General features: G+C 62.5%; 25 protein-coding genes. 3 read left to right on the forward strand and 22 right to left on the reverse strand.

Annotated elements, in window-relative coordinates; all coding sequences use genetic code 11:
- Nucleotides 1–128: 128 nt before the first annotated feature.
- The 19 genes from OVA12_RS05600 to OVA12_RS05690 form a co-directional block, all read right to left on the reverse strand.
- Entirely contained in the window at nt 129–494 is a 366-nt protein-coding gene (locus tag OVA12_RS05600) for a hypothetical protein (protein WP_268135284.1), read from the reverse strand.
- Nucleotides 491–757, reverse strand: coding sequence for an NAD(P)+ transhydrogenase beta chain (locus OVA12_RS05605; RefSeq protein WP_268134779.1), 267 nt, complete (start codon nt 755–757; stop codon nt 491–493). The genes OVA12_RS05600 and OVA12_RS05605 overlap by 4 nt, the downstream gene beginning before the upstream one ends.
- A gap of 5 nt (nt 758–762) precedes the next feature.
- Nucleotides 763–1,485, reverse strand: coding sequence for a peptidoglycan recognition protein family protein (locus OVA12_RS05610; protein WP_268135286.1), 723 nt, complete (start codon nt 1,483–1,485; stop codon nt 763–765).
- A gap of 121 nt (nt 1,486–1,606) precedes the next feature.
- On the reverse strand, nt 1,607–2,029 hold the full coding sequence (locus OVA12_RS05615) for a hypothetical protein (protein ID WP_268135289.1): 423 nt from the start codon (nt 2,027–2,029) through the stop codon (nt 1,607–1,609).
- Nucleotides 2,026–2,289: a hypothetical protein gene (locus OVA12_RS05620; protein ID WP_268135291.1), complete on the reverse strand. Its 264-nt coding sequence runs from the start codon at nt 2,287–2,289 to the stop codon at nt 2,026–2,028. The genes OVA12_RS05615 and OVA12_RS05620 overlap by 4 nt, the downstream gene beginning before the upstream one ends.
- Entirely contained in the window at nt 2,286–2,912 is a 627-nt protein-coding gene (locus tag OVA12_RS05625) for a regulatory protein GemA (RefSeq protein WP_268135293.1), read from the reverse strand. The genes OVA12_RS05620 and OVA12_RS05625 overlap by 4 nt, the downstream gene beginning before the upstream one ends.
- Nucleotides 2,909–3,178, reverse strand: coding sequence for a hypothetical protein (locus tag OVA12_RS05630; protein WP_268135295.1), 270 nt, complete (start codon nt 3,176–3,178; stop codon nt 2,909–2,911). Before OVA12_RS05630 ends, OVA12_RS05625 begins: the two co-directional genes overlap by 4 nt.
- Nucleotides 3,126–3,380 carry a hypothetical protein gene (locus OVA12_RS05635; RefSeq protein ID WP_268135297.1) on the reverse strand — a complete coding sequence of 85 codons (255 nt, stop codon included), beginning with the start codon at nt 3,378–3,380 and terminating at the stop codon, nt 3,126–3,128. Before OVA12_RS05635 ends, OVA12_RS05630 begins: the two co-directional genes overlap by 53 nt.
- Nucleotide 3,381: 1 nt before the next feature.
- Nucleotides 3,382–3,660, reverse strand: a complete 279-nt coding sequence (locus tag OVA12_RS05640; protein WP_268135298.1) for a host nuclease inhibitor protein — start codon at nt 3,658–3,660, stop codon at nt 3,382–3,384.
- A 1-nt stretch (nt 3,661) separates the two neighbouring features.
- A complete protein-coding gene (locus OVA12_RS05645; RefSeq protein WP_268135299.1) occupies nt 3,662–3,946 on the reverse strand; it encodes a hypothetical protein in 285 nt (94 codons plus the stop codon).
- Nucleotides 3,943–4,239 carry a hypothetical protein gene (locus OVA12_RS05650; protein ID WP_268135301.1) on the reverse strand — a complete coding sequence of 99 codons (297 nt, stop codon included), beginning with the start codon at nt 4,237–4,239 and terminating at the stop codon, nt 3,943–3,945. The genes OVA12_RS05645 and OVA12_RS05650 overlap by 4 nt, the downstream gene beginning before the upstream one ends.
- Nucleotides 4,240–4,249: 10 nt before the next feature.
- Nucleotides 4,250–4,864 (reverse strand): DUF3164 family protein, encoded by a 615-nt coding sequence (locus tag OVA12_RS05655; RefSeq protein ID WP_268135304.1) that lies wholly within the window; start codon nt 4,862–4,864, stop codon nt 4,250–4,252.
- Nucleotides 4,854–5,258, reverse strand: coding sequence for a hypothetical protein (locus OVA12_RS05660; RefSeq protein WP_268135307.1), 405 nt, complete (start codon nt 5,256–5,258; stop codon nt 4,854–4,856). The genes OVA12_RS05655 and OVA12_RS05660 overlap by 11 nt, the downstream gene beginning before the upstream one ends.
- Nucleotides 5,255–5,527, reverse strand: a complete 273-nt coding sequence (locus tag OVA12_RS05665; RefSeq protein WP_268135310.1) for a hypothetical protein — start codon at nt 5,525–5,527, stop codon at nt 5,255–5,257. The genes OVA12_RS05660 and OVA12_RS05665 overlap by 4 nt, the downstream gene beginning before the upstream one ends.
- Nucleotides 5,521–5,802 carry a hypothetical protein gene (locus OVA12_RS05670; RefSeq protein ID WP_268135313.1) on the reverse strand — a complete coding sequence of 94 codons (282 nt, stop codon included), beginning with the start codon at nt 5,800–5,802 and terminating at the stop codon, nt 5,521–5,523. Before OVA12_RS05670 ends, OVA12_RS05665 begins: the two co-directional genes overlap by 7 nt.
- The gene (locus OVA12_RS05675) at nt 5,799–6,764 is read right to left on the reverse strand and encodes an AAA family ATPase (protein WP_268135315.1); all 966 of its coding nucleotides are present in this window, start codon (nt 6,762–6,764) and stop codon (nt 5,799–5,801) included. Before OVA12_RS05675 ends, OVA12_RS05670 begins: the two co-directional genes overlap by 4 nt.
- Before the next feature lie 95 nt (nt 6,765–6,859).
- Nucleotides 6,860–8,839: a transposase domain-containing protein gene (locus OVA12_RS05680; RefSeq protein ID WP_268135317.1), complete on the reverse strand. Its 1,980-nt coding sequence runs from the start codon at nt 8,837–8,839 to the stop codon at nt 6,860–6,862.
- Nucleotides 8,836–9,291, reverse strand: coding sequence for a hypothetical protein (locus tag OVA12_RS05685; RefSeq protein WP_268135318.1), 456 nt, complete (start codon nt 9,289–9,291; stop codon nt 8,836–8,838). The genes OVA12_RS05680 and OVA12_RS05685 overlap by 4 nt, the downstream gene beginning before the upstream one ends.
- Nucleotides 9,288–10,118: a ParB/RepB/Spo0J family partition protein gene (locus tag OVA12_RS05690; RefSeq protein ID WP_268135320.1), complete on the reverse strand. Its 831-nt coding sequence runs from the start codon at nt 10,116–10,118 to the stop codon at nt 9,288–9,290. Before OVA12_RS05690 ends, OVA12_RS05685 begins: the two co-directional genes overlap by 4 nt.
- 174 nt (nt 10,119–10,292) lie before the next feature.
- Between OVA12_RS05690 and OVA12_RS05695 the strand changes: the two genes are divergently transcribed.
- The gene (locus OVA12_RS05695; protein WP_268135322.1) at nt 10,293–10,706 is read left to right on the forward strand and encodes a hypothetical protein; all 414 of its coding nucleotides are present in this window, start codon (nt 10,293–10,295) and stop codon (nt 10,704–10,706) included.
- A 135-nt stretch (nt 10,707–10,841) separates the two neighbouring features.
- On the opposite strand, the gene OVA12_RS05700 is transcribed toward OVA12_RS05695, so the two are convergent.
- Nucleotides 10,842–11,228, reverse strand: a complete 387-nt coding sequence (locus OVA12_RS05700) for a hypothetical protein (RefSeq protein WP_268135324.1) — start codon at nt 11,226–11,228, stop codon at nt 10,842–10,844.
- Between the two features lie 154 nt (nt 11,229–11,382).
- The gene (locus OVA12_RS05705; protein WP_268135326.1) at nt 11,383–11,679 is read right to left on the reverse strand and encodes a helix-turn-helix domain-containing protein; all 297 of its coding nucleotides are present in this window, start codon (nt 11,677–11,679) and stop codon (nt 11,383–11,385) included.
- 196 nt (nt 11,680–11,875) lie between these two features.
- Here OVA12_RS05705 and OVA12_RS05710 point away from each other — a divergent pair, with 196 nt between their 5' ends.
- A complete protein-coding gene (locus OVA12_RS05710) occupies nt 11,876–12,358 on the forward strand; it encodes a helix-turn-helix domain-containing protein (RefSeq protein ID WP_268137020.1) in 483 nt (160 codons plus the stop codon).
- A gap of 881 nt (nt 12,359–13,239) precedes the next feature.
- Here the strand turns inward: OVA12_RS05710 and OVA12_RS05715 are convergent.
- On the reverse strand, nt 13,240–13,857 hold the full coding sequence (locus tag OVA12_RS05715) for a hypothetical protein (RefSeq protein ID WP_268135328.1): 618 nt from the start codon (nt 13,855–13,857) through the stop codon (nt 13,240–13,242).
- 441 nt (nt 13,858–14,298) lie between these two features.
- Between OVA12_RS05715 and OVA12_RS05720 the strand changes: the two genes are divergently transcribed.
- Nucleotides 14,299–16,674, forward strand: coding sequence for a TonB-dependent hemoglobin/transferrin/lactoferrin family receptor (locus tag OVA12_RS05720; protein ID WP_268135330.1), 2,376 nt, complete (start codon nt 14,299–14,301; stop codon nt 16,672–16,674).
- The last annotated feature ends 4 nt before the right edge of the window (nt 16,675–16,678 follow it).

A 16,678-nucleotide genomic window follows, 5' to 3' on the forward strand; every position in this document is an offset into this window, starting at 1 on the left:
CGCGGCCCCACAAATCAGCGGTCTCGCGCTCGCCCAGGCGCCGGTCTGGCAGCGGCACCGGCGCGGCGCAGGGCACGATCGCGACGGCCGGTAGCTCGCGCTCGACCAGTGCGGTTTGCAGGATCGGGCTATCTGCCGTTGAGCAGCCGGACGCGATCACGGCCGCGGCCACACTCCGGGCTCGCAGGCAGCTCCGCATTGGCTCTCTCCAGTTCAGCGGCTCGGGCATCGGCGGCGGCAATCTGATCGCGGGCGGTTGCCTCGGCTGCCATGGTGCGGCGGAGCGCGTCGGCGATGGCCTGAGCCGTGCGAGCCTCGGCGGCCTGGATCTCGGCGCGCCAATGAGCATCGCGCTCGCTGATGGCGGAGGCCCTGACGATCTCGATCAGGGCGTTGACCTGGCGCAGGCTCTGCCAGCCGACCAGGGCGATGGCGAGGACGAGCGTCCCCGCGAGGATGAAGCCGACCATGCGGCCACTCACGAGCGACATCATGCGCCGGCCTCCGGGTCTGCGCGCGGATCATAGGCCCGGCTCGCCTGGGCGGCCGCGCGGTAGTCCAGCGAACCAAAGGCGCGATGCAGACCGAGGATCGCGACGATCATCGCCACCATGGACGGGAGGGCGACCGCGCCGAATGCGACGGCGGTCTCGACGCCAGCAACAGCGCCAACGGTGAGCGCCAGGATCACGACCCAGGCGAGGACCATCGACGCCCAAAGCGCTTGTTTGGAGGTGCGGTAAGCGGGGCGGTTCATGGCAGTCACCGCTGATAGTTTTCGAGGGCAGAGAACGGCGGACGCCCGTTGAGCGCGAGGCGCATCTCGTTGCGCGTCTGCGGACCGACGACGCCGTCGGCCACGATCTGGCGCTCGCGCTGGAATGCCAGCGTCTCGGCCTCTACAGCATGACCAAACAGGTCGTCTGGATCCTGGCTGCTCAGCAGCGGGCTCGGTTGATTGCGGTTCTCGCGCCACGTGATGAGCTGATCGCGCCAGGATTGAGCAAACTGGCCGGCGTCGCCCCGCTGCAGGAGGTGATCGACAATTGGCTTAAAGAGGCGTTCTCGTCCCTCGAACAGATGATCATACTCGGCCGACGCGTCGAAGCTCGGGCAGGCCTTGGCAGCGTATTCGTTGTGACCGGAGATCTTGCGAATGTTGAAACGGTCGCGCAGCTCCATCAGCTCGGCCGCGAGGGCGCGCCGCTGTGCCGGGGTCCGCGTGTCCTTCGGTGTCCGACCATCGGCGGCGAGGCCACCCACATAAACGACGCCAATCGTGCCGGTGTTGTGTCCAGCACAATGCGCGCCGACGGCAGACAACGGACGGCCGGCCAGGCGCGCGCCGGTGATGTCGATCACCCGGTGATAGCCGATGCCGGACCAGCCCCGCGCGCGGTGCCAGGCGTCGATTTCCGCGACGCTGACCGGCCGGCCTTCCGGCGTCGCGGTGCAGTGGACGATGATTTCGTTGATGGGGCGCACGGGCGGAGCTCCTGTCGGGCCGGTGGATCGGCGAACGTGGAGCAACTCTGCGGTGCGGGGGGGATTTCAGCGGGCTGACAGCTGTCAGCAGGGCGTCAGGCGGGACGCGACAAGCGGCTGATCAGAACAGCGAGCCCTGCGCGTCATCATCGCGCTGCCCTGCTTTCATGCGCCAAATCGTGCGTTCATGCAAGCCCGAACGGCGGGCGGCCTCGCGGGCGCTGGCTCCGGCCTGCAGCTCGCGCGCAGCCTGGCGGCGGGCATTGGCGAGGAGCGACGCGGGTCCGCGCGGGATGATCTCATTCGACACGCCGCGCAGCCGGCCATCCGGGTCGAGAGTGGCGAGGCCACGGCAGATCTGGTCCGCCGTGGCAAATCCGACAAGCTCGGTCAGCCAGTGCCCGTCGACGGCCTGCGGCGGGATCGAGACGCGAGTGCCGCCGTGGCTCGACGCGATTTGATAGGCCACATCGACGCCTGCGATCTCGGCGATGTCGCCGAGGAGACCCGGCAGGGATGTCGTGTAGGACTGGTCGTCGCTCATGACGGACGTCTCCGGTCTCGCACCTGGACGGTGACGGTCGCCACGACGACGACACCCGGCGCGCCGGTCTGCTCGGCCCGGCGCGTCAGGTGATAACGCACCTGGCCGAGCCGCACGGCGCTGGCACCATAGGCAGCACCGGCCGCCACATCGCCGCCGATCATTGCCCGGATCGCGGCGACATCGATCCCGTGCACCCGCTCCAGCCAGCGCAATACGGCATGGTCGGAGACATCGACAACAGTCGGCAGCGGCCTCATGATGCACCTCGGATCAGGGTGCCGAGGTCATTCATGACCGCGATCCACTGGTCACCTGAAAGTTCCCCGAAATCGACCGGAAAGCCCATTCTAACGAGCAGCTCTCCGAGCAGACCGGTGGCCTGCCCCCGCTCTCGCACGATGGCCCATTGCGCCATTACAACATGGGTACGTGGATCGTTCAGGGCCGGTCGGCAGTCTTGGCGGACCCTGAACATCCAGTCGTTACCTGTCTCGCGGCGGATCCAGCCTTTGAGCGCTTCGATCGCCCGGGCCGCGTCGCCGGCATCCGACAGAAACCGGGTGTGATCGAGGCCCGTCTGGCGCTTGACGAACGCGAGCATCGCCGCGTCGCGCTTGTCCCGGACGATGCCGAGGTTCCAGGCGGCGATCCAAAGGCTTTGGAGTTTCGGCGCGTATTTGCCTGTCGCGCGGTCCTTGCGCTGCGCCGGACGCGGCCCGAAGCCCTGGCCGCGCAGCACCGTCAGCACCTTCTGTCGCTCGGCCTCACTCATGTCCCGTGTGGAGGTCTTGCCGGTGATCGAGGCGAGCTTGGAGCGGTAGGTGTCGTCGTCGAGGCCGAGCTGGGATTTGGCGACATGGATAGCGGCGATCGAGCTCATGCGCCGACCCTCCGCAGCTCGACGGCGTACTCGCGGCGCAGGATCTCGCAGGCCTTGCTGATCACGAGCTCATGCTGCTCGTCAGTCAGTTTCCGGGTCGCCTTGGCCAGTTTTTTGGCCATCAGCACAGTCAGGATGCCCATCTCATCGACCGGGCTTTCCACGGACGCCGCAGCCGCTTGGACGGCGAGCATGACCCGGTCCGTCGCCAGGTCACTCGTCGATCCACCAGTATCGTGGCTTTTCACAAACGCTGTCATGTCCATCGGGTTTGCTCTCCGTTTCGCGCCGAGCCTCTAGCTCCATGCGCATCAGATCCGTAGTGGCGCGGGCGAGCTGCTGTTGCAGGTCCGGCAGCCGGTGCAGTCGCCAGCGGCGGCGGTTTGCCTCGGCGAGCAGATCCCGCCGCCGCTGGCGCAAGTGCTCCGCCTCGGCATTCATCTGTTGATGATCGTCGAGGCGGGTCATGTCAGTGGCTCTTGGCGTTCAGATGAGTGGCGACCCGTTCCTGAAAGCGCTGTAGCGCAGTCAGGGCGTCATCGTCTGTTGCCGCCTCCGGAATGCCAGGGACAAGGAGTGTTTTGCCGTCATATGCATGGCGGGCAATCGCCAGGATGGCGCTGGACAATTGGCGGCGAGGTCCATAACCGATGGCGATTGCGCCGGCTGGGCATTCATCCGTGACTTCCAGTTCGCCGCTGCGCCAAGCGATGAGGGTCGCTCTTTTGGCCCACTGCTTCTTCGCCATGTCACTGCGCTCCGAGCTGTTGGTTGAGCCGATCAATCGAACGGTTTGCGGCTCGTACCCACCCCTTCAGCAGTGGTGTGCCGGCCTGTGTGCAGCTCGCACCGACGCCGCCGCAGCGCAGGACATACGCGCCTCCGGAAAACCCGATCTTTGCCCCCTCCAAAAACTCCATATGGTGGATCACCGTGTTGGCATCGGAGCGGTCTAGCTCGAAGTTGACCCATTCAATGAGGTCGCGGAGGTATTGGACTTTCTCTGCTCCGCGCAGATGACGCTTTGCCTTCATGCCGATCCTCCCCCGCCAACAATCTCGACGTCAGGTTCGGAGTGAACTTTGACCGTGATGCCCGCATCCTTTAGAACGCCATAGCCTTCGGCAAAATCATCCGGCGAGACTTCGGAGACGTTCGCGGCAAACCATGCGATATGTCTTGCATGTGCCTCGTAGGCATCTTCGTCAGTGCCGAAGTCTGTGATTACGGCATTGAACTCCTCCATGAGTTCTTTGGTGAACCTGGACGTATCGAGCTCGACAGTGACTTGGCGCGTCACTTCAACGACGAAGCACTTAGTTGTCATCTCCACCTCCTCAAACGCTGGCGATGTCGAGCGAGATTGGGATCCGGTCATCCTCGCGCTGGCCGCGCTTGTAGGCCCGGACATAGGTCTTGGTGCCGGTGACGCGCACGGCATCCGAGATCGCGTCCATCGCCCGTGTCCAGTCGGCATCGTCGATGTTGAGGCGGCGGAGGCCGAGCACGCGGTGGGTCGAGATTTTGCCCTGCTTGTCGACCATGAATGCCTGGTCGATCAGGACGCGCAGATTTGCGTTGGCCCCTTCGCTCCAGCGATGGATGCACCCGTCAATCAGCGATTTTGCGGCCTCCAACTCGGCACCAAACGTGATGTTTTCGGCGACCGCGACAAGGATCTGTGCCGATCCGTCGAACCGCGACAACGTCACATTCCCTTTCTGGCCACCGCGCCGAGCGCCGTATTTTTCCGCCACCAGATCCCGGAACGCCTGGACGTCTCCGAGAGCGCGCGCTTTGAACGCCGCCAGCCGTGCCGACAGTTCCTCGGCCTCGGCGACGAGCTCACGAACGAGCGCATCCTCCTCCTGGTGTTCGGGTTTGATGGCGCTGACCGGGATCAAAGCGCCCTTGGCGTCCATCCAGTAGCCCTCGGGCAGTTCAGTGGTCATTCGAGTAGCCTTTCACAGTTGGGAGGGAGATCCTGGACTTGCGCGCCACCTTGGTGGCTCGCCGGTCCGGCTGCGGATCGCCCATGAGGGATGCTGTGGGATTGCGCTCGGCCAGTTCCGCGATCAGGTCCACATGCGGGCTGACGCGGTACTGGCGGGCCGGAACGGCGGCCGCGCGCCGTTCCGGGTATCGGGTGCGATCCACGGAGTTGACCGTCAGCAACGGCTCGATCCACTCCTCGGCCCGGATCAGGCACCGGGCGGTGCGCAGCGTTGTCGCTACATCGGCTTCCGAGCGTGCCAGCGTCGATGCGATTGCCTCGTAATTCTCGCCGAGGGCACGCATGCCGATCAGCATGGCGAGCTCCTGCATGGTCCAGTGACGCACTCTCATGCCGCACCTCCCGGCCCATCGCCGCCGCTCGCGAGCGCAGCCCGATCGCGCGCTGTGAACAGCACAACATTCGACCCGGCGAGCTGGTCGGCCGTGACCTGCGCGAGCCGGGCGGCCTGTTCGGCCTCGATCTGCTCGGCAGCGCTGATGCATTTCTCAAGCGCCCGATCGAGGAGGTCGGCAACGCTCGCATGCATGGACAAGGAGCCGTCGGGAGCACGGCCGGATGCCACGCTGTTCCGCATGATTTTCAGGTGATCGCTCAGCATGCGTCATCCTCCGTTGTGCGCCTGAACACAGGCCGGATCACGTTGTCGGTTGAGGTTGAGACGGCCGTGAGAGCTCCGGCGACCGCCTCGGCGGCGAGCTGCCTCGTTTGCTGACCCCGCTCCAGGAGGCGATGCGCCTGGAGCTCGCATTCGAGCGCCGCTGCCAGGTCGGCGAGCGCGGCTACCTCGGCAGCAATGCGGTCCAGAATTGCAGGTTCAGCATGCGGCAGGGTAATGGCGATCGACCGCAGCTCGCGAGAGAGGACCAGGCTCATGCCATGTCCTCCACGTCGCGGTTGCTCCACGCGTCGCGGATGTGCGTCGCGGTCACTTGTTCCGCGCCTTCGCTCATGGACAGCATGGAGGCGAGCTTCATCGTTTTGTCGATCTGGCCGAGGGCACCGCCCTTCATGCCGACACCCGTCAGGAACCGCACCGCGTCCGGATCGGTTACGCCCCAGGCTGCGATGTATGCGCTGAGGTCCTCGGCGTACGGCTTGTTGCGCTTGAGCCGCTTGCCGATGCGCCGCTTGAGCTGGGCATAGCTCGGCCCGTCCGCCCGACGGGTAAACCGGGCATAGATTTCTTCATTGCCGACGAGGGCAATGCCACAGCGATTGATGTCGACAAAATGACGAAGCTGGTTGATCGCGTCATCAACGAGGTTCTGCGCCTCGTCGACGATCAGGAGCGTATGTCCGCCCTGGGCCTCCAGCCGCTGGCCGATGGCCTCGACGTAGCGCGCCGGATTGTGCTGCGTCACACCGAGCGCGCCGACCAGGGCGACCAGCATCCCGTGCACCGTTTTGGTGTGCGGGCTGATCGTGACCATGTGCACGTGCGGCGTCACGGCCTGGTAGTAGCGGCAGGCAGCGGTTTTGCCGAGCCCGGAGGCGGCGGTGATCACAACCAGATCGGGGCAGATCTGCGCCCACTGCAGCGTGTTGATGATCTCGCTGGCCGTACGCAGCCGGAGGAAACCGGGTCCGGTCGGGATCGCGGACACGAGCTCCTGCTGGTTCTCGACCGCCTCCAGCCAGCGGCGGATCTGCTCATTCTGGCGGTCAAGCCGGCCCATGTAGGAGCCGCTGTACCACTGCGAAAATGCGGAGGCGGTGAACTCAGCACGACGTCCCGCCTCGGTTTTGTTCCACCCGCGCGCCTGGGCGACCTCGCGGACGCGCTCGATAAGACCTCTCCAATTCTCGATATCGTCCGCCGTCCGTCCGGCGATCATTGCCGGCTCCTTTGTGGGGCGGTCCCAATTGCTGCCGCTTGTGCTGACTGTTTCATTCATCTATAAAGTTCCTTGAGTGACTTCTTTGGGCGGGATCAGTTCCCGCCCTTTCTTTTTTCGGAACCGTACGCAGTACTTTGCGGCCCATTCCCGTTCGGGAATTCCAGGACGTTCGCGCCGACAAGGCTCATTGCCCGCGCGAACCGATCTTCAAATTCTTCGGCTTGCTGCGGCTCCACCTTGCGGGCCGCGTTGCCTGTAAACACGCGCCGGACTGCCGGGCGGACCGGCGTTGTCTCGGTCGGAGCTGTCGGCTTGCCTTTTGCGTAGACCTGCGCGAGCTGCTCGGCCGTGAGCGCCGCGTGGGTGTCGCGCTCGAGGCGCAATGCCTTCTGGTAGGCGGACCTTTTGCGCTCGTGCACCCGCGCGGCCTCTGCATCGTGAAACCCGGTGTCCTCGACGCACGCGGCCTCGCAGATCAGCGAATTGTCGAGGTCGTAAACGCGCAGCGGCTTGGTGAGATGGTCCGGATCGAAACGGACAATGACCTTGCGGCCGGCAAACGCGGTGAGCTCTTTCGACCAGTAGCGGTTGCCGTAAATGTGGATCTCGCCGTTGCCTTTTCGGGCGCGCAGGCCCTCAGAGGCGAGCAGCCACAGCGACCGCTGCGCTGCCGTTGGCTGGCGGACGATCGTCCCGGGAGCCACCATCGACGCCTGAAACGTCTCGTCGAAAGACCGGCCGGCACAGGAGCCGCCCTTGCGTCCCGGACGCGCATTGTGCTCGGCAATCATCGCGTCCACATGCGACCGAAAAACCTCCAGCGGCACAGCGTGGCTGGCATAGTTTTCCGGTTTAGCATCCGGCCGATTGCCGGTGTAGGCACCGGCGCAGACCGGGTGTCGTGCGACGTCGTCGGTGAGATCGCGGAATGCGCGCTCGATCGGTTTCGACTGCCCGGAATACGGCTTGGTGAACTGGAGCTCGACACCGAGCGCGGTCAGCAGGCCCTGGGGATCCTCGTCACGCACCTTGAACCGGTAGCGGTTCGGTGCCCCGCCCGTGATCCACTTGCTGGCAAAGGCGCGACCGTTGTCGAGCGTGATGCGTTCGGGGATCCCGAAACGCTCGACCATGTCGCCGATCACCAGCCGCGTCGTCTCTTTGTTTTCGCTGTCGGACAAGCGCCAGGCGACGAACTTGCCGGAGTAGAGATCTTGCAGGGCGATCAGATAGAGGCGGGTGATCGTCCCGTCCGGCATGCGGACGAACACATCGAATTTATGGCCGTCCATGTTGACCGCCTCCATCGCGTGGAGGTGGTCCCGCGTCCGCCGTTGCGCCGGGTAAAGAGCCTTTGCCCGGTCCCGGCCAGAGCGCGCGAGGATCTGCGCGGCCTCGGAAACCTCGGCATCCAATCGCCGCCGCAGCGCCCGCTCCGACGGGAGCGGCGTCCAGCCGTGCTCGGCCGCTGCCGCAGCAACGCGGCGATAGCAGGCCGAAAACGACGGCTTTTCGGGTCGCAGGTAGTCGCTCTTGATGCAGTCCCATATCTGCGGGTGGCAGTCGGCCCACTCGCGCTCCGAACGATAGGAGGGTGCGAGCGCCGCGAGCCAATCCTCGCGCGGGTGCTGAGCTGTCAATTCATGCCAGTAGAAGATCGTCCGGACTGAGACCTGCTCGCGACGGGCAATCAAGACGGCTGCAACCTGCATCGTCGACCCGGCGGCAACCATTGCCATGCAGTCACTCACCGCCCGAAGCCGGGCTTGCGCGATCTCTTTGTGTCTGGCCGGCAGCGCATCATACCGCTGCCACAGCGCATCACGCGCAGGCTCGCATGCATCGTTCGCCGGTGCTGCAAAGAGCATCATCAGCCGGGTTTGTGCCGTGCGCGGTAACAGACTGATGTGGTACTCCCAGCCGCCGCCCCGCGCGGCAACCTTGCGAGACTTGCCATCCTGATGCTGCCAGCCCTCCCGCGTTGCCAGATTGGCGACCGCGACGTGGCTTTTCGGCAACTCAGGCAGCGCCGCTGCGGCAAGCTCTGCCGCTGTGAACCACTCCTTGGTCATTTGCGCCTCCGGAGGTTCAGGGGCTTGGCCCGCAGCTCACTAAGGCGAGAGGCGCAACGGCGCTGCTCTTCCTGCCAATAGGCAATCTCGGCAAGCAGGGTCTCGTCGCCGTCCATCATGGTCAGCCCGTCATCGCTGACGAGTTCGTCCCAAAGCCAGGTTGCCCCGCTTGCCTTCACAAAGGCCTTGAACCGCAGCAACGTGATGTCATGGCCGGTCTTGCTCTCGGCCGTGTAGGCATCGAGCACGCTCTTTGTCACAGAGGTTGCGAGATAGCGGCTCATGCGGGCCGCGATTTCCGCGCGGTCGAAAGGACACTCCCGGATTGCCCGTGCCAGCGCCCGCTTCAGCCGCGCACGAAACTTGTCCGCGTCAATGCTGTCGATGAAGACGCGGACAGGGAAGGCGGAACTGTCGCCAAAGAGGTCCAGCTGGTGAGGATTGCGGCTCATGCCTGTGCCTCCCTGAGCGCGGTTTGCGGGTCGGCAGCGCCCGTCGCAACAAGACCGAAGTTGGCGAGAAAGCGTGCTTGGACACTCGCATTCGACCGCGACCAGAGATCCGCGAGCCGATAAAACGCCTGTTCATCCGCCGATACGGGCGTCACTGGCCGTTCACTCAGCAGGCGGAATACGGCCTTGATGTCCTGCGTCTCACGCCATCCAATCGCTGCACGCCGCTGGAGCGCCGGTTCCATCTTGGCCAGCTTCAGAAGAACTGTTGTCTGATCCGCGATCGGCGAATGGCGCAGGGCGGAACGCAGTTCCGGATGCAAGCGGCGAGCTATCTGGTCCAATCTCTCCGTGCTTCGCTTGGATAAGCCAAGACGGTCAGCCACATGCTCTGAAAAGCCGCCCTCGATCAAACCGCCACGGTGGCGGTTTGATTTCTGATCGCCACCGCGTTTGATCTCTCCGTGTTCCTCTTCCCACAGCTCCCGGTAGCGCTGCACGAAGATCGACCTGTCGATCACGGAAAGGTCGTTCCGGAACAGGTTCTCGGCGATCTCCAGGAGCTGCGCCTGACGGCCGTCCGCCTTGACCACAAAGGCGTCGATCTCGGTCAACCCGGCGATCTGGCAGGCCCTGAGGCGATGCCCCCCGGCGACAAGTGTGAACTTGCCGCCTTTCTGTGCCGGCGTCGGGCGAACCTGTACCGGCGACTGCAGTCCGATCTCGCGGATCGATGCCGCGATCACCGCAGCGTGATCCTCGTCGATCTCCCGCAGCCGCTCTCCGACATGGATGTCGGCGATCGCGATGGTCTTGATTTCAGCCATTACGCTGCCCTCGCTTTTCTGATCTTGTTGTGCGTGACGATGCGATTCCAGCCTGGCGGCTCTGCTTGCGTGCCCCCAGCTTGCGCCGCAACCGCCACAGGAACTGCGCAGTTTTTCCAGTCGGGGCGACCGTTTCAGGATCTCGCCCGGCGAGAAGGCATAGGAAAATCAGCCATGTCGCTAGACCGTTATGCCAGTGCGGCAAGATCAATCGCCGAAGAGCTGCAACAAGAGCTCCGCGACGACTGTTTCGAAACGCTTCCCTTGCCGACGACTGTCGGCACTGTGATACAAGCACTGCTAACGTTTCAGGGTCAGAACAGATCAGACGCCATAAGGCTGCTTGGTCTTCCACCAGCGCAGCGCGCCGCTTTTCTGTCAAAGGTCGATGTCGAGACGCGCTTTTGGCTCCTCGCGGTGGCAACACATCTGGCTCTGCAATCTGTGAAGCTGCTGGAGGATGTGGACAATCACCTTCAGCCAGGTGGGCCATATCGGGCAAAGCTCCGCTCGGCGGCTGGTGTTGTGATCCGCCAGTCCACTCTGTCGCTTGATTGGTGGCCCTTTGCCGATCTGGATGAAGATTGATGCCCGCTGGCTGACGAGAGCGTTCTTCTTCGAACTGCGCTCGACGCCGGAAATGATTTGTGACCATCTGCCGGACAAGCTCCGGATCATCATAAGGGACACCCGGCTGCTCGCGGCTTTTGTCCGGTTTGGCCATCAGGCAGCCCTCCTGATGCGCGTCTCAAGGACCAGGCTACGGGCACGATCTGTCAGGTTCTGGTAGCACTCGAAGAACAGCGGCTCCCCGAGACGCTCGTCGATGGTCCGCAGTGCCCGGTTGACGGCCTCCCGCGAGCGCCCCTGCATCTCGACAACACGGCGCTTCGGGACGAAGAACGTTTTCACCATCAGGTGAAGCGCGATTTGCCGCGCAAGTGCCGCATCGAACCATTCATGCGGCGGCGCGATAACGTCGCGCAGGGAAAGCCAGGGGAACAGGTCTTTCGCAGCGACAAAGCAAGCTGCCTGGATGTCATTCAGGGCTTCGTCATCCGGCAGGCCGGTAGGCATAGACCTGTCGAATTCGACCGATGGTTTCGTCATTGTCAGGAACGCCTTGCTGGAGGAAAGTGAAGGCGTGGCGCGGTCGGGAGGGCAGCCGGGGGAATGAAAGCCGGATAAGCACGAAGCTCATTGGCCTTCCCCTGCCGCTCGCCGGACAATCAAGGGCTAGAACCTCCCGGCCGCTCCACACCCCTCAGGCCGCATCGCGTGCGGCTTGAGCCTTTGTGTCGTTGCCGTTAAGCAGTTGCTCATTGGCACGGGACAGGATCCGGGAACTGCGGATCGGATAGCGGTCCGGAAACAGGTCCGCGACCGGCACCTTCAGAAAGTCTGCAATGGCCTGCTCGGCCTTGCGGACCGGACGGGTCCAGACATGGCCAAAGATGGCGGGCGTTGAACCCGCGAGCTTTGCCAGGGCAGCCATGGTCATCCCCCGGCGGTGCAATTCCGCCTTGATGGCATGGCGATCCCAGGTTCTGGGCTTCGACATGGAATACCTCGCTGGAAAACGGCTTGCTGCAACAGGCCGTTTTCTTGTCTTTGTTGTGTGATTTCCCGGCGCGCTGATTTGCGCCGATAGATAAGGGATAACTGAGAATCCTCTTTTAGTAAAGAAGGATTTTCAGTTAATTGGTGTTGGTTTGGCGCGACCGGAAAACGAACCAAAAACCCCGCTTGGAGCGCGTTTGAGGCGGGTTAGAAGGGAGTTAGGCGAGCCAAAACGCGAAGATTTTGCTCGAACCCTTGCCGTTAGTAAGGACGCTCTTGCTCTGTATGAGCGGGGAGAGAACGTGCCGGCTGCAAATGTGCTGGCCGAGTACCGAATAAAATTTGGTGTCGACATTAATTGGCTACTGACAGGCGAAGGCGAAATGTTCGCAGACCCGTCAAAGCGCCCGGCAGCTGCGCCGGTACCCGCCATTGACGCGGATCTGTTCCGAGCCGTCGGCCGGCTGATTTTGAAGGTCTACAAGGACGAGGGGGTTAAGCTGCCCCCTGAAGCGCTCCTGGACGAACAGTCCGGCGCATACAACGCACTCATCGCCCGCGCAGAAGATCCGCGCGACATCACCGAGCTGACAGCCCTGCTGCCATGGTTGGAAGCGCGCCTGCGCAAGTCCTTGGCTGCGGCCGCCGCCGAGCCCGGATCTGGCAAACACGCGGGTTGATGCTGATAGGAAGTGCAATCATCAGTATAATTGCCAAAGCCTTGGTAAACTGTCCGTTTCCAAATGCTCGCTTGAGACGATTTCAACTCGCACTCGCGTAAAAAGCGCACCCTCCGGCCGCATCGTTCGCCGCCGCTTAGGACAGCGCGGCCCTAGACCGTTCGATGAAACTTAAATTCCTCGAAAATTCGCAAAAAAATATTCAAAATCAAATGTTTAGTTCAAGTTTCATGGGCGGATGAAACTTGAATTTGGCCTGCTCGACCTTCCGGAGGCAAAAACAGCAAAAGCCCGAGACCGGTTTAACGGCGGAGTTCTGCGGTTTTGAACACTATTTGAAGAGCTTCCCAAGCCTCGACCTCAGCCCACGAGCCTCGGTTCAAATGCTGGCCGGATCCCTGATATGCTGCAAATCAGGGCGTCAAATTCTCGCGAGTAATTCCATCCGGAGCTAGCGGGACTTCTTGTTCTTTTCCAATCGCTTACCGGTCTTTCCCGCACGTTCCCACTTGTTCCCGGTTAACTGCAAAACCACCCGTCAAACAACACGCAGGGCAGAGCCGGGGTCAGCGGGTAGATTTCCGAGCCCTCGTTGCGGAGCGGAATGGCGCTGTCCCGGCTGTCCTGTCCTTGCATCAGCGGCACCCGCAGAGGCTGCCCCTGACCACTAACCGGCTGCGCCAACACTCGACCCGCGCCCTCAACCAAACCGAGCGCCAGCACACCACGTCCGACAAGTCTGCCACCCCGCCCCACCTGCCGCCTCCCTCGCCTCGAAGCCCGATGGGACGTTAGATCGAGCGGGCGTGGGTTGAATGGGGGAGGAATTGTGAGGGCTGTTTGCTGTAGAGTGACCTAGTACATGCAGGCCCATCAATTTTCTACTCTTGTTTTGAGAGCTTTAGTGGGCCTAGTTTACTGTCGTATATCCCATATATATCAACAGATCCCTTGCTTAAGCCGAAAAATAAGTTATACTTTTCATAAGTATATAGTCGCGCCGTTCCATCTGAGTTTGCGTTCATTTCGGAATGAGTTCCCAGTTTTTCTGTAATTTCATCTATTGTCGTCCCCTTTGATATTCCAAAAATTCGATCATTAATTTTTGGCTCGAGGTATGGAACGTGTAAAATATATTGGACGTGCCCGTCCTTGAATTTAATTACCGTCTCTGATTGTACATTTTCTGAATACAAGTCATTGTTCTTGTATGTCCATCGAGAATCATTTTCTCTTTTTGCTGGCTCACCTTTTATGAAAAGTACATCTTCTTTTGAAGCTCCCAGAGATACGTCTTGGAATCTATTCATTTTTGTTGGTAGGGAGCTTATGTATTGGTATGCAAAGGTTGATGCAAGCAGGGCAGCAGCCAAAGCTATTGGTGCGGCTATGAGGTAAGCCGTTATTTTTTTCCAGTTCCAGTTATGTCTGGTTACTGTAAAAATTATTGTAATCGAAAGTAAAATTGCAGCAAGGAAGATTCCCGTTCCTATAGACATGTGCAGTGCCCATTCGGTGGCGTCGTGACTATTCTCAAATATTATCAGGTCGGTTTGTCTTGGAAAGGTTTCAATTTTTGTAAATAATATATCAAAGGCTTAAGGCTGCTCAAGTGATCGTATATGAAAAGGCAGTAACCGAGCCAGGACTCTCGAGCTTGGCGTTCGTTGGGCGAGACCATGGATCACTGGCTAGATGCGTCCCGAAGGCTGAATGTACCCCGCCTTTTTTAGCGGCTCTGTTTGCGAGCAATTTTCGACCAGACCCACTCGAAACTCGGCCCCATTTAATACTTGACTCAACACCTCATATTTTAATACTCCCTCCCATAACGGTGCAGCGCGGATGGTGCGCGCCGGATTTGCCAGCCCAAAGCAAGCGATCCCTTCCTTGAACCGCGGTCCGGACTGAAACGTCCCGGGCCTTTCGGGAGCCTTTTCATGTCTGTTGCTCCAGGGCGCGATGCCCTTTGGCTGGCGAGTGTCGCCGGCCTCGCTCTCCTTTGCGCCGCAGCCGGTACGTCGCCGGCGCTGGCCCAAACAACTGGCCAGACAACTGGCCAGACAGCTGGCCAGACAGCGGCCAAGCCCGCGCCCGGGACCCGTGCGGCAACGGCTGCGGCACCTGCCCCGGCGGCGGCTGCGGCGGCTGCCCCGGTCGCCGAGGCCGGTGGCCTCATCACCCAGCTCAGCCGCATCACGCTGTTTGCCGACCGGCAGGAAACCGCCGTGCTGGATGTGCCTGCGCATGTGTCCGTGGTGACGGGAGAGGAGCTGGAGCAGCTCGGCATTTCCGACATGCAGCAGCTGACCCGTTATCTGCCCGGCGTCACCGTGCAGCGCCAGACCTCGGCCACCGATCCGTTCAACACCTTCTCCGGCTTCACCATCCGCGGCGTCGGTGGCAACCGGGTGCAGATGCAGGTGGACGGCTCGCGCGTCGCCGAGCGCATCACCGACGGCACCCGCGACTATCTCGACTTCAACTTCGTGCGTCAGGTGGAGGTGGTGCGCGGCCCGGCCTCGGTGCTGTGGGGCGCCGATGCGCTGGGCGGTGTTGTCGCCGTCGAGACCCTGGACCCGGAAGACGTGCTGAAGGGCCGCAAGATGGGCGGCGAGGGCCGCGTTGCCTATGACAGTTTCAACAGCTCCGGCCTTGCCTCTGGCGTGTTCGCGCAGCGCTGGTCCGAGACCTTCGCGGTGATGGCGGCCGTGTCGCGGCAGGCGAGCGAGGAGGCGAAACTCTCCAACGCCCGCGCCGACGGCGGCATCTACGGCTGCCCGCGCGTGCTCTCGGCTGGCCAGTTGCCCTGCGACAAGCTCGACCCGACCAATGCCGACAGTTATCGCGGCCTGTTCAAGTTCGTCTGGACGCCGTCGAACGAGCACCGGCTGGAGGCCTCGGCCGACCTTCTGCGGCGCACGACCGACGTGGACTACACCCGCACGCGCGGGGTCCAGACCAACGGCAATGTCATCACCGGCTATGACCGTGACCTGACCCTGACGCGCAACCGCTTCGCGCTGGAACACAGCTGGACTCCGGACAGCGGCTTCCTCGACGAGCTGAAGACCACCTTCGCCTACACACCGCACAAGTATGACCGCAAGGGCCTCCAGCGCGGCCGCAACAAGGCCGGGCAGGGCTACATCCTGCAGGATTATCTCTCCTACAAGGAGAACTTCTTCGAGCTGGACGTGCAGGCGACCAAGGCCTTCGAACTCGGTGCCACCGACCACGAGCTGACCTTCGGCTTCGATGGCGATTATTCCAAGGTCGACTACACCCGCCTTGACCGCACCACCAACCTTGCCACCGGCGCGGTGACGGAGGCGCGGGCGGGCGGCTTCAACTTCGCCAATTCCGACACGCGCCGGGCCGATGTCTATGCCCAGCACAAGATCGGCCTGTTCGACAACAAGCTGGAGCTGACGCCGGGCCTGCGCCTGGCCACCTACCGCATCAATCCGCGTCCGAATCCGGATTACAAGGTCGTGCCCGGCTCCGAGCCGCGCGTGCGGGAGGATACGGCGCTGCTGAAGAGCCTCGGCGCGCTTTATCACATCGATGACACCTGGTCGGTCTGGGGCAAGTACGGCGAAGGCTTCAAGATGCCGACGGCGCAGCAGCTCTTCACCTCCGTGCCCGGTGCCGCCTTCGACCAGATCCCGGCGCCGAACCTGAAGCCGGAAAAGGTGCGCAGCCTCGAGGCCGGTGTCCGCGCCCAGATCGAGCGCGGCTACCTGTCGATCACCGGCTTCCGCGCCGACTACACCGACTTCATCGAGAGCTTCTACAACCCGCCCGGCACCAATGACTACACCTACCGCAACCTGTCGGAAGTGGCCGTCTGGGGCGTGGAAGTGGAGGGCGCCTATGGCCTGACCGAGGATCTCACCGCCACCGCCAGCGTCGCCTGGCAGAAGGGCACGCAGAAGGCCGCAGCCGGCGCCGCCACGACGCCGCACACCCTGCCGCCGCTCACCGCCGTGCTCGGTCTCAGCTACGCGCTGCCGCAGTACAACCTGACGCTGGATGCGATGACCCGCATGGCCGCGCCGGTCTACGAGACCTCCTCGCCCACCGGCTTCAAGCCGGGTGGCTATGCGGTGCTCGATGTCTTTGCCTCCTGGCAGGTCACCGAAATGGCAAGCCTCGATCTCGGAGTGAAGAACGTCTTCGACACCCGCTATTTCGAGGCCTCCGCCGCCGGCATGACCACGCGGCCGACCTCGGCCATTGCCAACCAGAACCCGCTCGAGCTGCAGACCGGCCCCGGCCGCACCTTCCAGGCCTCGTTCAACGTTAAGTTCTGATCCG

Origin of the sequence: Pannonibacter sp. SL95 (genome assembly GCF_026672425.1) — a bacterium.
GTDB lineage: Bacteria > Pseudomonadota > Alphaproteobacteria > Rhizobiales > Stappiaceae > Pannonibacter.

Bases quoted from the DNA above. Each gene is read 5' to 3' on its own strand.
- OVA12_RS05600 (WP_268135284.1), bottom strand. From the start codon at position 494: ATGATGTCGCTCGTGAGTGGCCGCATGGTCGGCTTCATCCTCGCGGGG.
- OVA12_RS05605 (WP_268134779.1), bottom strand. From the start codon at position 757: ATGAACCGCCCCGCTTACCGCACCTCCAAACAAGCGCTTTGGGCGTCG.
- OVA12_RS05615 (WP_268135289.1), bottom strand. From the start codon at position 2,029: ATGAGCGACGACCAGTCCTACACGACATCCCTGCCGGGTCTCCTCGGC.
- OVA12_RS05620 (WP_268135291.1), bottom strand. From the start codon at position 2,289: ATGAGGCCGCTGCCGACTGTTGTCGATGTCTCCGACCATGCCGTATTG.
- OVA12_RS05625 (WP_268135293.1), bottom strand. From the start codon at position 2,912: ATGAGCTCGATCGCCGCTATCCATGTCGCCAAATCCCAGCTCGGCCTC.
- OVA12_RS05630 (WP_268135295.1), bottom strand. From the start codon at position 3,178: ATGGACATGACAGCGTTTGTGAAAAGCCACGATACTGGTGGATCGACG.
- OVA12_RS05635 (WP_268135297.1), bottom strand. From the start codon at position 3,380: ATGACCCGCCTCGACGATCATCAACAGATGAATGCCGAGGCGGAGCAC.
- OVA12_RS05640 (WP_268135298.1), bottom strand. From the start codon at position 3,660: ATGGCGAAGAAGCAGTGGGCCAAAAGAGCGACCCTCATCGCTTGGCGC.
- OVA12_RS05645 (WP_268135299.1), bottom strand. From the start codon at position 3,946: ATGAAGGCAAAGCGTCATCTGCGCGGAGCAGAGAAAGTCCAATACCTC.
- OVA12_RS05650 (WP_268135301.1), bottom strand. From the start codon at position 4,239: ATGACAACTAAGTGCTTCGTCGTTGAAGTGACGCGCCAAGTCACTGTC.
- OVA12_RS05655 (WP_268135304.1), bottom strand. From the start codon at position 4,864: ATGACCACTGAACTGCCCGAGGGCTACTGGATGGACGCCAAGGGCGCT.
- OVA12_RS05660 (WP_268135307.1), bottom strand. From the start codon at position 5,258: ATGAGAGTGCGTCACTGGACCATGCAGGAGCTCGCCATGCTGATCGGC.
- OVA12_RS05665 (WP_268135310.1), bottom strand. From the start codon at position 5,527: ATGCTGAGCGATCACCTGAAAATCATGCGGAACAGCGTGGCATCCGGC.
- OVA12_RS05670 (WP_268135313.1), bottom strand. From the start codon at position 5,802: ATGAGCCTGGTCCTCTCTCGCGAGCTGCGGTCGATCGCCATTACCCTG.
- OVA12_RS05675 (WP_268135315.1), bottom strand. From the start codon at position 6,764: ATGATCGCCGGACGGACGGCGGACGATATCGAGAATTGGAGAGGTCTT.
- OVA12_RS05680 (WP_268135317.1), bottom strand. From the start codon at position 8,839: ATGACCAAGGAGTGGTTCACAGCGGCAGAGCTTGCCGCAGCGGCGCTG.
- OVA12_RS05685 (WP_268135318.1), bottom strand. From the start codon at position 9,291: ATGAGCCGCAATCCTCACCAGCTGGACCTCTTTGGCGACAGTTCCGCC.
- OVA12_RS05690 (WP_268135320.1), bottom strand. From the start codon at position 10,118: ATGGCTGAAATCAAGACCATCGCGATCGCCGACATCCATGTCGGAGAG.
- OVA12_RS05695 (WP_268135322.1), top strand. From the start codon at position 10,293: ATGTCGCTAGACCGTTATGCCAGTGCGGCAAGATCAATCGCCGAAGAG.
- OVA12_RS05700 (WP_268135324.1), bottom strand. From the start codon at position 11,228: ATGACGAAACCATCGGTCGAATTCGACAGGTCTATGCCTACCGGCCTG.
- OVA12_RS05705 (WP_268135326.1), bottom strand. From the start codon at position 11,679: ATGTCGAAGCCCAGAACCTGGGATCGCCATGCCATCAAGGCGGAATTG.
- OVA12_RS05715 (WP_268135328.1), bottom strand. From the start codon at position 13,857: ATGTCTATAGGAACGGGAATCTTCCTTGCTGCAATTTTACTTTCGATT.
- OVA12_RS05720 (WP_268135330.1), top strand. From the start codon at position 14,299: ATGTCTGTTGCTCCAGGGCGCGATGCCCTTTGGCTGGCGAGTGTCGCC.